This is a genomic window from Streptomyces sp. NPDC057438 (assembly GCF_042802995.1).
Lineage (GTDB): Bacteria > Actinomycetota > Actinomycetes > Streptomycetales > Streptomycetaceae > Streptomyces.
On sequence record NZ_JBHVDD010000077.1, the window covers coordinates 12,365 to 27,418 of the forward strand.

General features: G+C 71.4%; 8 protein-coding genes and 5 pseudogenes. 7 read left to right on the plus strand and 6 right to left on the minus strand.

The genetic code is table 11. The features are described from left to right. Positions 1-544: 544 nt before the first annotated feature. Positions 545-1,120: a PadR family transcriptional regulator gene (locus ACFU5F_RS32000; protein WP_383894805.1), complete on the minus strand. Its 576-nt coding sequence runs from the start codon at positions 1,118-1,120 to the stop codon at positions 545-547. A gap of 125 nt (positions 1,121-1,245) precedes the next feature. Here ACFU5F_RS32000 and ACFU5F_RS32005 point away from each other — a divergent pair. Together ACFU5F_RS32005 and ACFU5F_RS32010 are read left to right on the plus strand one after the other, a co-directional pair. Further along, a pseudogene (locus ACFU5F_RS32005) lies at positions 1,246-1,485 on the plus strand (nuclear transport factor 2 family protein); the annotation flags it as partial. Positions 1,486-1,544: 59 nt separating this feature from the next. Continuing rightward, complete coding sequence (locus ACFU5F_RS32010; protein WP_383894808.1) at positions 1,545-2,093, plus strand: hypothetical protein; 549 nt, start codon at positions 1,545-1,547, stop codon at positions 2,091-2,093. 58 nt (positions 2,094-2,151) lie between these two features. Here ACFU5F_RS32010 and ACFU5F_RS32015 read toward each other — a convergent pair. Further along, positions 2,152-2,416, minus strand: a pseudogene (locus ACFU5F_RS32015) (IS5/IS1182 family transposase); the annotation flags it as partial. Positions 2,417-2,461: 45 nt separating this feature from the next. On the opposite strand from ACFU5F_RS32015, the gene ACFU5F_RS32020 reads away from it, so the two are divergent. Next, positions 2,462-4,096 carry a phytoene desaturase family protein gene (locus ACFU5F_RS32020; RefSeq protein WP_383894811.1) on the plus strand — a complete coding sequence of 545 codons (1,635 nt, stop codon included), beginning with the start codon at positions 2,462-2,464 and terminating at the stop codon, positions 4,094-4,096. Positions 4,097-4,187: 91 nt separating this feature from the next. On the opposite strand, the gene ACFU5F_RS32025 is transcribed toward ACFU5F_RS32020, so the two are convergent. Then, entirely contained in the window at positions 4,188-5,978 is a 1,791-nt protein-coding gene (locus tag ACFU5F_RS32025; RefSeq protein WP_383894814.1) for a serine hydrolase, read from the minus strand. Positions 5,979-6,107: 129 nt separating this feature from the next. On the opposite strand from ACFU5F_RS32025, the gene ACFU5F_RS32030 reads away from it, so the two are divergent. After that, a complete protein-coding gene (locus tag ACFU5F_RS32030) occupies positions 6,108-7,220 on the plus strand; it encodes an NAD(P)H-dependent flavin oxidoreductase (protein WP_383894817.1) in 1,113 nt (370 codons plus the stop codon). Between the two features lie 17 nt (positions 7,221-7,237). Here the strand turns inward: ACFU5F_RS32030 and ACFU5F_RS32035 are convergent. Then, positions 7,238-7,558, minus strand: a pseudogene (locus ACFU5F_RS32035) (pentapeptide repeat-containing protein); the annotation flags it as partial. Between ACFU5F_RS32035 and ACFU5F_RS32040 the strand changes: the two are divergent. Further along, positions 7,439-8,980 (plus strand): annotated as a pseudogene (locus ACFU5F_RS32040) (acyl-CoA synthetase); the annotation flags it as partial. The pseudogenes ACFU5F_RS32035 and ACFU5F_RS32040 overlap by 120 nt on opposite strands. Positions 8,981-9,082: 102 nt before the next feature. Here ACFU5F_RS32040 and ACFU5F_RS32045 read toward each other — a convergent pair. Continuing rightward, positions 9,083-9,856 (minus strand): SAM-dependent methyltransferase, encoded by a 774-nt coding sequence (locus tag ACFU5F_RS32045; protein WP_383894820.1) that lies wholly within the window; start codon positions 9,854-9,856, stop codon positions 9,083-9,085. Between the two features lie 141 nt (positions 9,857-9,997). Then, positions 9,998-12,404: pseudogene (locus ACFU5F_RS32050) on the minus strand (penicillin acylase family protein). Between the two features lie 250 nt (positions 12,405-12,654). Between ACFU5F_RS32050 and ACFU5F_RS32055 the strand changes: the two are divergent. Together ACFU5F_RS32055 and ACFU5F_RS32060 are read left to right on the plus strand one after the other, a co-directional pair. Beyond that, on the plus strand, positions 12,655-14,154 hold the full coding sequence (locus tag ACFU5F_RS32055; RefSeq protein ID WP_383894823.1) for an acyl-CoA synthetase: 1,500 nt from the start codon (positions 12,655-12,657) through the stop codon (positions 14,152-14,154). A 60-nt stretch (positions 14,155-14,214) separates the two neighbouring features. Beyond that, on the plus strand, positions 14,215-15,054 hold the full coding sequence (locus ACFU5F_RS32060; RefSeq protein WP_383894867.1) for an alpha/beta fold hydrolase: 840 nt from the start codon (positions 14,215-14,217) through the stop codon (positions 15,052-15,054).

Consider the following 15,054-nt stretch of genomic DNA (forward strand, 5'->3'; position numbering starts at 1 on the left):
TCGTGGCACTGCTGTTCACCGTGTTCTACGTCAGTCCAACATCGACCCTGCCAGTCACCTCCACAAGCTGCTCATCGGCCGGCCGTCGCGGACGAGGGGGCGAAGGCCGGTGGCAGCAGACCGACCTCGGAGTGCGGATCGTCCAGTCGATCAAAAGTCCTCCCAGGGTGGGGACAGGATCGACTGGAAGGCGGTGGAGGAGAAGGAGATGACGGAGGAGCTCGGCAAGGGCAAGCTGTTCGGCGCGCTCGTCGCCCCGCGACACTTTCACCGTCGCCGCACTCACCAGCCCCGAGGCGGCGCGCAACGCCGTCCGCCCGACACTCGCCGTGCTGGCCGGTCGGCCTATGCGCAGGAAGGCAGGGAGCTGACCGCTCAGGCAGAGCTGGCCGTTGCCCCAAGGGACTGCGTCGCAATCCCGCCGACAAGAAGCCGCAGCCGGTCCTCGCTCGGACACAGACCGACGACCCGCGAGAGGCCGGGCTGCTCACGACCGTCCAGGTATTCACTTTGTTGACTAACGGGATGGGTGGAACCGCCGCTGTCAGCCGTCGGCCCGGAGCGCGGCCGTGCGCTGTTCGAGCCTGCGTAGCGCCATGTCCCCCCACTGGAGGTTCTCCCGCTCGAACGACATCCCGCGCAGCAGGGTGAGATACGGGCCGATGCGCTCGGCCTCGGCGAAGTACGCCTCCTCGGAGCGCCCGTCGAGCAGGCGCTGCCGGTGCCGCTCGTAGCGGGCCGGCTTGGCGGTGGCCCACTCCATGCGCTCGGTGACGGCGGTCCGGACCGCTTCCATGTCGCCCGCGTCCAGGCACTGCGCCTTGACAAGCAACTCGTCCCGGATCACCGCCGGTTTACCCAAGGGCTCGGCGGTGTGGGCGTGGACGGCCTTCCGCCCGGCCTCCGTCAAGGAGAACAGTCGCTTGTCGGGGCGGCGCTTCTGCTCGACGACGCGGGCCGCGACGAGTCCTTCGGCCTCCATGCGATCCAGCTCCCGGTAGAGCTGCTGAGGCGTCGACATCCAGAAGTTGGCGACCGTCGCGTCGAACGCCTTCGCGAGGTCGTACCCGGACGCCTCGCCCTCCAACAGTGCGGCCATGACCGCGTTCCGCAAAGCCATGGCGCACGCTAGCAGATTAATCAATAACTTGACTAATAGGCCACTCCTTCCCTGTGCACAAGCCCTAACGGGCCTTCGACGCTCCACCACGTCTATTCACATTTCTGAGTATCAGAGGTGGGCTCATGCATCCCTTCCGCAAGGCCGTCGGGAGCGGCGACCTGGACGCCGTGGCCGCTCTGCTGGCCGCCGACGTCGTCTTCACCAGCCCCGTCACCTTCAAGCCGTACCCGGGCAAGGCCATCGCCGCCGCGATCCTGCGCGGCGCGCTCCGGGTCGTCGAGGACTTCACCTACATCCGTGAGATCGCCAATTCCGACGGCCGCGATCACGCCTTCGTCTACCGCACAAAGCCGGCGGCTAGGACCTGTCCGGCGGATCTTGCAGCCGGTGGCCGGGGTTCCGTGGCGCTGCCGTAGCCTCCGTGGTCATGTTCAAGTGGTGGCATGTGCTGGCGGATGATGAACGGCAGCAATGGACTTTGGACCCGTTCGTGAGCGTGGGGCCGCTGGCGTTTGGTATGCGGCCCAGTGAGGCGTCGGAGGCACTGAGCGGTGTCACACGGGAAGCTCAGCGGCACAGGCTTAGCCGTCGTGCAAACGAGACCGTCGACGTCGTGGAGGAAGGCGAGTACCGGGAGTTCGGTCTAAGGCTCTACTATCGGGAGGAACGGCTGGCCGGCGTCGTGATCGATGCACTTGGAGGGCCCCAGGTCTTCGTGGAGGGTGTGGCCTTGGTCGGCCGGGTCCCCTCCGTTCTGGAGCAGTGGATGCTCGACCGTGCCGAAGCCCGTGAGCCGTATTCGGAGCTTTCTTACATGGGTGCTGGGGTTCCTGGGTCGGACTCACTGGGTGTCGTTCTGGATGTGCAACGCGCAGGCGATCACCTCCTCACGCGGCCGGTGTTCGTCCCTCGTGAGGCCCTGGACGACCTCCCCCACTTCTTGCCCCGGGAAGCCTGGTCGCGTTGCTGAGCACGCCAGCCAGACAGACCGAGACGACTCCGTGGTCGTTCCCGTGATTGCCGGCCGATCACGGCCGTTGCCACAGGCGGATCGAAACCACGGTCACGGTGCCGTGGAAGACGTAGGCGCGCTTGTCGTAGCGCGTGGCTACGGCCCGGAAGTTTTTAAGCCGGTTGATCGTGCGCTCGACTTCATTGCGGCGCTTGTACAACTGCTTGTCGAACCCGGTGGGACGGCCGCCGTTGGGGCCCCGGCGTCGGCGGTTGGCACGGGTCCTTCGGCTCAGGAATAGTGTGCTCAATCTGCTGTCTACGCAGGTAGCGGCGATTCTGTGCGTCCCCCTGGCCGACCTCGATCATCGCGTGTTACCAAGAGCCATGGCTGCCACCCCCGCACACCCCGCGCACCCCGACCGCCCCGGACGCCCGGACGGACCCCGGCCGCACGACTCGTACGACGCGGTGATCGTCGGAGGCGGTCACAACGGCTTGGTCGCCGCCGCCTACCTGGCCCGTGCCGGTCGTTCCGTGCTCGTGCTGGAACGGCTGGACCACACCGGCGGCGCCGCCGTGTCCACCCGGCCCTTCGCGGGGGTGGACGCGCGGCTGTCGCGGTACTCCTACCTGGTCAGCCTGCTGCCCCGGAAGATCGTGCGGGACCTGGACCTCGACTTCCGTGTCCGTGGCCGCACGATCTCGTCGTACACCCCCGTCGAACGCGACGGTCACTCCACCGGCCTCCTCGTCGGCGGAGGAGAGCGCCGTACCCGCGAGGCGTTCGCGCGGCTGACGGGCTCGGGCCGCGAGTACGAGGCATGGCAGCGCTTCTACGCGATGACCGGCCGTGTCGCCGAACGGGTGTTCCCGACGCTCACCGAGCCCCTGCCCACCCGCGACGACCTGCGCGCGCGTATCGACGACGACGAGGCGTGGCGGGTCCTGTTCGAGGAGCCGATCGGCGTGGCCGTCGAAGCGCGGTTCGCCGACGACCTCGTGCGCGGTGTCGTCCTCACCGACGCGCTCATCGGCACCTTCGCGGACGCCCACGACCCCTCGCTGCGGCAGAACCGCTGCTTCCTCTACCACGTGATCGGCGGCGGTACGGGCGCTTGGGACGTGCCCGTCGGCGGCATGGGCGCGCTCACGGACGCGCTGGCCACGGCAGCGCGCGCGGCGGGTGCCGTGATCGCCACCGGCCACGAGGCACGCCGGATCGCGACGGACGGCCGGTCCGCCGAGATCACCTACCGGACCGCCGACGCGGAAGGCACCGTCGCCGCCCGGCACGTCCTGGTGAACGCCTCGCCCCAGGAACTGGCCGCGCTGACCGGTGACGAACCGCCCGCCCCCGCCGAGGGCGCCCAGCTCAAGGTGAACATGCTGCTCAAGCGGCTGCCGGCCCTTCGTGACGAGTCCGTCGACCCGCGCGAGGCCTTCTCGGGCACCTTCCACATCGCCGAGGGCTACGACCAACTGGCCGCCGCCCACGCCCAGGCCGCCTCCGGCAGACTCCCCGAGGCTCCGCCCTCCGAGATCTACTGCCATTCCCTCACCGACCCGACCATCCTCGGCCCGGAGCTGGTCGAACAGGGCTACCAGACGCTCACCCTGTTCGGCCTGCACACGCCCGCGCGACTGTTCGAGACCGACAACGACGCCGTACGCGAGGACCTTCTCAAGGCCACGCTCGCCCAGCTGGACGCCCACCTCGCCGAACCCCTCGCCGACTGCCTGGCCACCGACGCCGACGGCCGTCCCTGTATCGAGGCCCGGACCCCTCTCGACCTCGAACGCGACCTGGGCCTCCCCGGCGGCAACATCTTCCACCGCGACCTCGCCTGGCCCTACACCCAGGAAGGCACCGGCCGCTGGGGCGTCGAGACCCGCCATGCCAACATCCTGCTGTGCGGGGCCGGTGCCGTGCGGGGCGGCGGGGTGAGCGGGGTCCCCGGCCACAACGCGGCCATGGTGGTCCTGGAGGGGACCGGGGCAGGCGGTTCGGGCCTGTCGTAGGGACGGGCCCGGTCGGGCATCGTCCGGTGGCCGCGCCACCCCTGCCGCCCTGGCCCGCGATCAGCAGGGCCGCAGCCCGCGCCTCGCGCTTCTAGTCGGCGGCAGCCGTCCAGCCCACCGCGGCGATGCGTCCCGCGTCCGCCGGCCGCGACTCGACGAACAGGGTCCTGCCTCCCGCCGTGACCCGCAGCCGGTCGACGTACACGCCACGGCCGACGTAATTCCGGTCGGTCGTGTACCGCCAGCGCACGGTGAGCCCGTCGGCCTCCGGCAACTCCGCGGTGACCCGGTGCCATGCCCGGCCCGACCACCCCGTGACCGACCCGGACGGATGTTCTCCGGGGGCCTCCCCGCCCCGTACGGTCGTGAAGGCCGCCGGCCGCCAGGTTCCGCCGCCGTCGGTGGAGGTCTCCAGGAAGAGGGCGTCGGCCTGCGGCTCGGTGTCCCACCACAGGGCGCAGCGCAGGCGGGGCCGCCCGGCTTTGGCGGTGTCGAGCGGCGGGAGCGTGAGGGTCGCCGTGGTGGCGGTGCCCATGCCGGAGAACCAGGACGTGCGGCCCCGGGCGGGGCGTACGGGAACGGCCCGGGCCAGGTTGTTCGCCGCGGCGACCCGGGGCGCGGATCCGGACCGCCAGCCGCGCACCGGGTGGACGGAGTTGCCGAGCACCACGAGGAAGGAGTCGGTGGTCGGGTCCAGCACGAGGGAGGTGCCGGTGAAGCCGGTGTGTCCCGCCGTGCGCGGGGTGGCCATCGCACCCATGTACCAGTGCTGGTAGAGCTCGAAGCCCAGCCCGTGCTCGTCGCCGGGGAACGAGGTGTTGAAGTCGGTGAACATCAGCTCCACCGACTCGGGGGTCAGGATGCGGGTCGTGCCGTACACACCTCCGTTGAGCAGCGTGCGGCAGAGGACGGCCAGGTCCCAGGCGCACGAGAAGACACCGGCGTGGCCCGCGACCCCGCCGAGGCCGAAGGCGTTCTCGTCGTGCACCTCTCCCCACACCAGCCCCCGGTCCAGACCCGACCAGGGGAGACGGGCGTCCTCGGTCGCCGCGATGCGCGGCTTCCAGGAGGCCGGGGGATTGAAGCGCGTACGGTCCATCCCGAGGGGAGCGGTGATCTCGTTCCGGAGCTGCTGATCCAGACCGTGACCGGTGATCTCCTCCAGGACGAGCTGCAGCGAGATCAGGTTCAGGTCCGAGTACAGGTACGTCGAGCCGGGCGGGTTCAGCGGCGCCTCGTTCCACACGAGCCGGAGCTTTCCCTCGTACGTCGGCTCCTTGTAGAGGGGGAGCCAGGAGCGGAACCCGGAGGTGTGCGTGAGCAGGTGGCGGACGGTGATGTCCTGTTTGCCCGCAGCCCCGAACTCGGGCAGGTACGAGGAGACCTTCCCCTCCAGGGCCAGCGCACCCCGTTCGATCTGCTGCACCGCGAGGATCGACGTGAACAGCTTCGACACGGAGGCGAGGTCGAAGACGGTGTCCCGTGCCATCGGAATCCGCTGCTCCGCCGGGAACTCCACCCCCGTGTCGGTCTTCTCGTCGTACGCCGAGTACCGCACCGCCATCCCGAGCGCCCGGTGCAGGGCGACGGTTCCGCCCCGTCCGGCGAGCAGCACGGCACCCGCGTACCAGGGGTGCCGGGGTGAAGGTCCCAGGAACGCCTCCGCGTCGGTGACGAGCCGCTCCAGATGCTCGGCGAGCAGCCCGGCCCGCGCGGGCGAACCGTGGCGCAGGGTCGGACGGCCGGCCCTGGAGGAGGGGGCGGCGACGACCGGCGCGGCGGGAAAGGGCAGCGCGGCGAGACCCCCACCGACCGCCAGCACCCGCCGGCCGAGCTGCCGACGGCTCAACCCGGACCCGGAGCCCTCCACGCCTTCACTCATGACGCCCAGTCAAGCACCCGTCCCCCAGGGGCGCGAGACCCTCATCAGGGCCTCGAGGACCCCACAAAATCTGACGGTGCATCAGAAAAACTCTTCCCTCGTCCACAGGACTGCGGCATCCTGCGCACCATGCAGACGGAGCTGAGCAACACACTCGGAGTCCGGTACGCCGTCTTCGGCTTCACGCCGTTCCCCGCGGTCGCGGCGGCCATCAGCCGGGCCGGCGGCTTCGGGGTGCTGGGCGCGGTCCGCTACACGGCCCCCGACGACCTCAAGCGCGATCTCGACTGGATCGAGACCCACGTCGACGGCATGCCGTACGGCCTGGACGTCGTCATGCCGGCCAAGAAGGTCGAGGGGGTGACGGAGGCCGACGTCGAGGCCATGATCCCCGCATCGCACCGGCAGTTCGTCCAGGACACCCTCGCCAAGTACGGCGTACCCGAGCTGGCCGAGGGCGAGGCGTCCGGCTGGCGCATCACCGGCTGGATGGAACAGGTCGCCCGCAGCCAGCTCGACGTCGCCTTCGACTACCCGATCAAGTTGCTGGCCAACGCCCTCGGCTCACCGCCCGCCGACGTCATCGACCGCGCCCACGAGCGGGGTGTCCTCGTCGCCGCGCTCGCCGGCAGCGCCCGCCACGCCCGCAAGCACGCCGAGGCGGGCATCGACATCGTGGTGGCCCAGGGCTACGAGGCCGGCGGCCACACTGGTGAGATCGGCTCCATGGTGCTCACCCCCGACGTGGTCGACGCCGTGGCCCCGTTGCCCGTCCTCGCCGCCGGAGGCATCGGCAGCGGACAGCAGGTGGCCGCCGCCCTCGCGCTCGGCGCCCAGGGCGTCTGGCTCGGCTCGCTGTGGCTGACCACCACCGAGGCCGAACTGCCCTCGCCCCGGCTGATAGAGAAGCTGCTCGCCGCCGACTCCGGCGACACCGTCCGCTCCCGCGCGCTCACCGGTAAACCCGCGCGTCAGCTGCGCACCGAATGGACCGACGCCTGGGACGACCCCGCCGGGCCCGGGACCCTGCCCATGCCTCTCCAGGGGCTGCTCGTCGCCGAGGCGGTCTCCCGCATCCAGAAGTACGAGGTGGAGCCGCTGCTCGGCACACCGGTCGGACAGATCGTCGGCCGGATGAACAGCGAACGCAGCGTCCAGGCCGTCTTCGACGACCTCACCCGGGGTTTCGAGCGGGCCGTGGACCACATCAACCGGATCGCCGGAAGGAGCGGGGGACAGTGAGCCGAGCCTCTCAGGACCGACCCGCGGAGGACCGACCCGCGGAGGACCGACCCGCGGAGGACCGACCCGCGGAGGACCGACCCGCGGAGGACCGACCCGCGCAGGAGCGTGGCGCTCAGGAGCGGCCCGCGCAGGACCGTGGTGCTGAGGACCGGCCCGCCCCAGACCGGGCCCCGCAAGCCGCCCGGGCCCCCCGGAACGGAGCCCCCCAGGCCCAGCCTCCCCAGGGTTTCTGGGCGCAGGCCGCCGCCGACCCCGACCGTGCGGTGCTGGTCGCGCCCGACGGGGAGGAGTGGACCGCCGGACGTCTGCACGCCGAGACCAACCGCCTCGTGCACGGACTGCGGGCCGCCGGGCTGGAACGCGGCGACGCCTTCGCGGTCGTCCTGCCCAACGGCGTCGAATTCCTCACCGCCTACCTCGCCGCCACCCAGGCCGGCTTCTACCTGGTCCCCGTCAACCACCACCTGGTGGGCCCCGAGATCGCCTGGATCGTGTCCGACTCGGGCGCCAAGGTGCTCATCGCGCACGAGCGCTTCGCCGAGGCCGCCCGCGACGCCGCCGACGAGGCGAAGCTCCCCGCGAGCCACCGGTACGCGGTCGGCCCGGCCGATGGCTTCCGCCCGTACGCCGAACTCCTCGACGGACAGCCCGAGTCGGCGCCCGGCGACCGCACCCTCGGCTGGGTCATGAACTACACCTCCGGCACCACCGGCCGCCCGCGCGGGATCCGTCGCCCGCTGCCCGGCAAGCTCCCCGAGGAGTCCTACCTCGGCGGCTTCCTCGGCATCTTCGGCATCAGGCCGTTCGACGACAACGTCCACCTGGTCTGCTCGCCGCTCTACCACACGGCCGTCCTGCAGTTCGCCGGCGCGTCCCTGCACATCGGGCACCGGCTGGTGATCATGGACAAGTGGACGCCCGAGGAGATGCTCCGCGCCATCGACGCCCACCGCTGCACGCACACCCACATGGTGCCCACCCAGTTCCACCGGCTCCTCGCCCTTCCCGAGGAGGTGCGCGCCCGCTACGACGTGTCGTCCATGCGGCACGCCATCCACGGGGCCGCGCCCTGCCCGGACCATGTGAAGCGGGCCATGATCGAGTGGTGGGGCGCCTGCGTGGAGGAGTACTACGCGGCCAGCGAGGGCGGTGGCGCCTTCGCCACCGCCGAGGACTGGCTGAAGAAACCCGGCACGGTCGGCAGGGCCTGGCCCATCAGCGAACTCGCCGTCTTCGACGACGACGGCAACCGGCTGCCGCCGGGCGAACTCGGCACCGTCTACATGAAGATGAGCACCGGCGGTTTCTCGTACCACAAGGACGAGGGCAAGACGCGCAAGAACCGCATCGGTGACTTCTTCACCGTGGGCGACCTCGGTCTCCTCGACGAGGACGGCTATCTCTTCCTCCGCGACCGCAAGATCGACCTCATCATCTCCGGAGGCGTCAACATCTACCCCGCCGAGATCGAGGCCGCCCTGCTCACCCACCCCGCCGTCGCCGACGCCGCCGCCTTCGGCATCCCGCACGACGACTGGGGCGAGGAGGTCAAGGCCGTGGTCGAGCCCGCCCCCGGCTTCACTGCGGGGCCGGCGCTCGCCGAGGAGATCCTCGCCCACTGTGCCCGTCGGCTCGCCGGGTACAAGCGCCCGAAGAGCGTCGACTTCACCGCGGCGATGCCCCGCGACCCCAACGGCAAGCTCTACAAACGCCGGTTGCGCGAGCCGTACTGGGAGGGGCGGCAGAAGGCCGTCTGAGGACCGGGGCCGTGCGCGGCACTCATGGCGTGAGCGCCCCTCTCACGGCCTGAGCGCCGTTCTGATGGCTCGAACGCCGCTGTCACGGCTTGCGCGCGGCCCTCACGGCTTGCGCGCGACCCCGCCCACCGCGATCACCTCGCCGGATCCGCCGGCCGCCGACGGGTCCGGCCGCCAGTCGTTCAGCGGCACCACGCCCGGGGCCAGCAGCTCCAGGCCGTCGAAGAATCCGGCGAGTTCGGCGGGGCTGCGCAGACGGTAGGGGGCCGCGCCGCTCTCGTTGTAGCGGCGGGTGGCCTCGGCGTTGGCCTCGTGGGTGTCCACGCTGTCGTTGAACGCGAGGAAGCTCCCGGACGGCAGGGCGGCCATCAGGGCGCCGATGATGGAACGCGCCTCGTCGTAGTCGGCTATGTGCCCGCTGACCTGCATCATCGTCAGCCCGACCGGCTGGGAGAGATTCAGCGTCCTGGCCGCCTCCCGCAGCACGGTGTGCGGGTCGTGCAGGTCGGAGTCGATGTAGTCGGTCATGCCCTGCGGTGTGCTGGTGAGCAGCGCCCGTGCGTGGGTCAGGACCAGCGGGTCGTTGTCCACGTAGACGATCCGCGCGTCCGGCGCCACCCGCTGGGCGATCTCGTGCGTGTTGTCGGCGGTCGGCAGGCCGGTGCCGATGTCCAGGAACTGCCGGATGCCCGCCTCGGCGGCGAGATGGGTGACCGCGCGCCCGAGGAAGGCCCGGGAGTCGCGGGCCAGGTCGGTGATCCCGGGGAACACCGCACGGAAGGCGTCGCCCGCCGCGTGGTCGACGGGGTAGTTGTCCTTGCCGCCCAGCCAGTAGTTCCAGATACGGGCCGAGTGCGGCACCGTCGTATCGATCATGGCGGTCGAATCCGTCTCGGGGCGTAACGAGTCCTGCGCCACCGGGCGGCCTCCTCGATAAGAGTGGTGATATGCCAATGGCATGCTGCTGACACAGGAATGGTGCCGCCCCGACCGGGGGCGGCACCACAATCCTTCGGCTCATTGGCTCACACGGACCACCTTCAGTTTCGGCGAGGACAGGATGTCCTTCTCGCAGAAGCGGGACGTCACCCACTTCTCCGCCGAGAACAGCCGCGTCTGGTCCAGGTAGTGGGGCGAATTCGGGTTGGAGGACTGCGAGTACGTCAGCAGCGTGCGGGCCACGGGGCAGCGGCCACCGTCCCAGCCGACCGCCTGAATGTGGCTGGAACCCGACGAGACCTCCGAGTAGACGCCCTTGCCGGAGTCCCACGGCGACTCGATCTTGTTCCACACGCCCAGCGCCTCCGTACCGCCCGACACCGGGATGCGCCGGGCGTCGCGTACGACGAACTGGTGGTCACCGAGCCTCGCGTCCAGGGCCACGCCCGCCGCTCGCAGGTCGCGGACCGTGTCGGCGAGGGCCGTGGCGAAGCCGGGCGCGTCCGTGTTCAGCGTGTTCGGGGTGCCGACCGGGTCGGCCGCCGAGAACGGCACCTTCCAGAACTGCGCACGCGGCACCACCGCGTTCAGCCGACGCCAGAACCGGTCGAACAGCAGCGCGCCCGCGCTGTCGCTGTCCGCGGTCCGGTCCCAGGCCCGGAACACACCGCACGCCCCGGACACGTCGACGGCCGTGCCGTCACTGTCCGTCGCCGTGCCGCCCGGCAGCGCGGCGCACGCCCGCGTCACGTCCTCGACGGCGAGGTCGGCCGCGGGCACCCGGTTCGCGAACTGCTGCCGCTGCAGGTCCCGTACGGTCAGGCCACCCCTGTCGGCCATCGCCGCCACGTCCTCGACCGCGCCCCGCGTCCGCAGCGAGCGCTGCGTCCCGACGTTGCCGAAGACCCGCTCGTACCCGGTCAGCGGCCGGTCCGCGTTGGCCAGCCACGCGCTGTCGTTGGAGTTCTCCGCGTACGGCGCGTCCTTCAGCGTCGGCATCCTCGCGGGCCCGAAGATCCCCGGCTGCACCGCGTCGCCGTCGCTGCCGAGCGCGCAGTCGGCGCGGGAGCCGTCCAGGATCGCGACGCCCGCCGCCGGATAGGTGGCCCGGCCCAGGGGCGTCGAGCAGCGGGCCGCCAGCTCGTCGGTGATCCGGGGCAGGGTCTGCGACTGGGTGAACAGGGTGTGCCCGGCGGAGTCCGCGGCCACGGTGTTCACCCACGGCAGGCCCTGGTGCCGGGCGAGGGACGCGAGCACGTCCGCCGTGCCGCCCGCCCTGGCGAAGCCCAGCGAGGTGTCGGTGAAGCGGAGGTTCGCCGTGTTGGGGTCGTTCAGGGCGTAGGCGGTGCCGGCCGTCCACGGCAGGGGGAGGTCGGAGCCGAGCGAGGTGACGACCGGACCGTACCGGGTCCACCACTGGGTGCGGGTGACGGGAGAGCCGTCCTTCACGCCGACGGTCACGGTCCGCTTCGTCATCCGCTCCGCCCGGCCGTCCACGAGGTACGTGGTCGGGTCGGCCGGGTCCAGGGTCAGCTGATGGACGTTCATGGGGACGCCGGTCGCCACGGTGTGGCTCCAGGCGACCTTCGCGTTGTAGCCGATCTGGGTGATCGGCGAGCCGAGCAGCGACCCTCCCGAGACGTTCAGTTCGCCGGGGATCGTCTGCTGCGCCTGCCAGAAGCGGCGGCCGCCGGCCCACGGGTAGTGCGGGTTGCCCAGCAGCAGACCGCGGCCGTTCGCCGTGGTGTCACCGGCGAAGGCGACGGCGTTGGACCCCATGTCCGCGTTCGCGGCGCCGAACAGCTCGCTCGCGGCGCGGGCCGCGGCCCTGGCGTCCGGCGCGGCGGCCTTGCCCGAGGTGCCGGGGGCCGGCGGTCGCGCGGTGGTGATCGCGTCCACCAGGCGCCCTTCGCCGCCGAGCACGGCGAGGGCGTACGCGCGGGAGAACACGTCGAGCGTGGAGACCGGCCGGACCCACGCGGCGCCCTTGCACGCGGGGTCGGTGATCCGGTTCTTCCTCAGCCCCGGCCGCCCAGCCCCGCATCAGGTCCTTGACCGCGCGGCTGGGGCCGAGCGGTTCGGGCCGTTCCAGCAGCCGCTGGACGGTACCCGCGTCCCGGACACCCTGGAAGTACAGGTCGCTGGTGAGGTTGACGGTGGCGGAGGAGAGCGAGAAGTCGGGTGCCGCGTCGGGCCCGAAGTGGCGGGAGCGCTCCCCCTTCACGGTGACGAACCCGTCGGCGAGCACGCACACCTGGTCGGCGGCCTGCGCCCAGCCGGTGCCGAAGCCGAGGTTCGCGTAGTCCTTCGCCACGATGTGCGGAACGCCGTACTCGGTGTAGCGGATCACGGCGGACAGACCACCGTGAGACGTACGGTGGTCTTCGGTCCGCGCGCCGTCGGCGGCGGTGGCCGAGGGCAGGACGGCCGAGGCGATGAACAGGGCGACGGCCGAGACCGCCAGCCGTCTGAGGCGGGTGCGCATACAGCTCCCAACATCGGTCAGGAAAGGGATGGTTGAGCATGTCGACACGTGTCTGCGTAGTCCATACGGATGAGGGGTTCTCCCTCAAGGTGACTCGCCGCCCGACGGCCGGAGTTGAGCGACTTCCCGCCAGGTGTGCCGGGATCCGGTCGCGGGTGAGGGAGCCCGGACGCGGGGCGGCGCGCTTGACCTCGCTCGCGGGACGGAACGAGGATCAGGCGTCGGAAACGTGGACGAAGGAGCGGGAAACATGACGGCAGGCCGCAGTGTGACGGTCGACGGGACCCTGCGGCGCAGTGCCCGGCGCATGCCCGCCCGCGTCGCGCTCCACTACGGCGACCGGTCATGGACCTACGCCGAGCTGGACGACGCCGTCTCCCGCGCGGCCCGCGCCCTGCGCGACACCGGACTGCGGCCCGGCGACCGTGTCGCCGCCTACGGCCACAACTCCGACGCCTACCTCATCGCCTTCCTGGCCGCCGCCCGCGCCGGCCTGGTGCACGTCCCCGTCAACCAGCACCTCACCGGCGACGACCTCTCCTACCTCCTCGACCAGTCCGGCAGCACGCTCGTGCTCACCGACCCCGGCCTGGCCGGGAACCTCCCCGAGGGCACCCGCGCGCTGCCGCTGCGCGACGCGGACGACTCGCTCCTCGCCCGGCTCGCCGTCACCGAGCCGTACGACGGTGAGGAGCCCCGCGCCGAGGACCTCGTCCAGCTCCTGTACACCTCGGGCACCACCGCGCTCCCCAAGGGCGCGATGATGACGCACCGGGCGCTGGTGCACGAGTACCTCAGCGCCATCGCCGCCCTCGACCTCCAGGCGGGCGACCTGCCCGTGCACGCCCTGCCGCTGTACCACTCCGCGCAGATGCACGTCTTCCTGGTGCCGTACCTCGCGGTCGGCGCCACGAACACGATCCTCGACGCACCCGACGGCGACCGCATCCTCGACCTCGTGGAAGAGGGCCGCGCCGACAGCTTCTTCGCCCCGCCCACGGTGTGGATCGCCCTCGCGAACCGCCCCGACTTCGCCACCCGTGACCTCGCCGGCCTGCGCAAGGCGTACTACGGGGCGTCGGTCATGCCGGTGCCCGTCCTGGAACGGCTCAGGGAACGCCTGCCGAAGCTCGCCTTCCACAACTGCTTCGGGCAGAGCGAGATCGGTCCGCTGGCGATGGTCCTCGGACCGCACGAGCACAAGGGGCGCCTGGACTCCTGCGGGCGGCCCGTCATGTTCGTCGAGGCGAAGGTCGTCGACGAGGACGGCGCGGAGGTGCCCGACGGCACCCCCGGCGAGATCGTCTACCAGTCGCAGCAACTCTGCGAGGGCTACTGGGAGAAGCCGCAGGAGACGGCCGAGGCGTTCCGCGACGGCTGGTTCCGCTCCGGGGACCTCGCCGTGCGCGACGCCCACGGCTTCTTCACCGTCGTCGACCGCGTGAAGGACGTCATCAACTCCGGCGGGGTCCTCATCGCGTCCCGCCAGGTCGAGGACGCGCTCCACACCCATGACGCGGTCGCGGAGGTCGCGGTGATCGCCCTGCCTGACGACCACTGGATCGAGGCCGTCACGGCGGTCGTCGTACGCCGGGGAGAGGTCACGGCGGACGAACTCCTCGCCCACGCGCGCGAGAAGCTGCCCCACTTCAAGGCGCCGAAGACGGTCCACTTCGTGGACGAACTGCCGCGCAACGCGAGCGGGAAGATCCTCAAGCGGGAGCTGCGGGACCGCTTCACGCGGGTGTGAGCGCGGTCGTGCCGTGAACTCCGTTGCGGCGTACGGCGCCCGCCCGTGAAGATCGGCACCATGCCGACCTTCACCGCACCCGACGGAACCGAACTCGCCTGCCACCTGCGCGGCGAGGGCGAGCCGCTGATCGTCCTCCCCGGCGGAGCGATGCGCGCCTCCGCCTACCTGGGCGACCTCGGGGGCCTGACGGCCCACCGGCGCTTGGTCCTGCTCGACCTGCGCGGCACGGGAGACTCGGCCGTCCCTGCCGATCCCGCGACCTACCGCTGCGACCGCCAGGTCGACGACGTGGAGGCACTCCGCGTCCACCTGGGCCTGGACCGGATGGATCTGCTGGCCCACTCGGCCGGGGGCAACCTGGCCACGCTCTACGCGGCCCGCTTCCCCGAGCGGGTCTCCCGCCTGGCGCTGATCACCGCCACGCCCTGGGCGCTGGGTCTGCCGGTGACCGTCGAGGACCGCCTCCGCGCCGCCCGTCTGCGCGCGGCCGAACCGTGGTTCGCCGAGGCGTACGCGGCCTTCGAGGCGGCCTGGACGGGCCGCGGCCCCTTCGACGACGCCATGATGCCGCTGTTCTACGGCCGCTGGGACGACACCGCCCGCGCCCACATGGCCGCCGAGGAGGAACAGACGAACGACGAGGCGTCCGCCGTCTACGGCTCCGCGGGCGCCTACGACCCGCCCGCCACCCGTGCCGCGCTCGCCGCACTGACGGCGCCGGTCCTGGTGTACGCGGGCGAACTCGACACCGGCCCGACGCCCGACCTCGCCCGCCGCGCGGCCGACCTCTTCCCGAACGCGCGGTTCACGGTCCAGCCCGGCGGCGGGCACTTCCCGTGGCTCGACGACCCGGAGTCCTTCGCCGGCAGTGTGACGGCCTTCCTGGACGGGCGGTGA

Bases quoted from the DNA above. Each gene is read 5' to 3' on its own strand.
- ACFU5F_RS32020 (WP_383894811.1), top strand. From the start codon at position 2,462: ATGGCTGCCACCCCCGCACACCCCGCGCACCCCGACCGCCCCGGACGC.
- ACFU5F_RS32060 (WP_383894867.1), top strand. From the start codon at position 14,215: ATGCCGACCTTCACCGCACCCGACGGAACCGAACTCGCCTGCCACCTG.
- ACFU5F_RS32055 (WP_383894823.1), top strand. From the start codon at position 12,655: ATGACGGCAGGCCGCAGTGTGACGGTCGACGGGACCCTGCGGCGCAGT.
- ACFU5F_RS32000 (WP_383894805.1), bottom strand. From the start codon at position 1,120: ATGGCTTTGCGGAACGCGGTCATGGCCGCACTGTTGGAGGGCGAGGCG.
- ACFU5F_RS32030 (WP_383894817.1), top strand. From the start codon at position 6,108: ATGCAGACGGAGCTGAGCAACACACTCGGAGTCCGGTACGCCGTCTTC.
- ACFU5F_RS32025 (WP_383894814.1), bottom strand. From the start codon at position 5,978: ATGAGTGAAGGCGTGGAGGGCTCCGGGTCCGGGTTGAGCCGTCGGCAG.
- ACFU5F_RS32045 (WP_383894820.1), bottom strand. From the start codon at position 9,856: ATGATCGATACGACGGTGCCGCACTCGGCCCGTATCTGGAACTACTGG.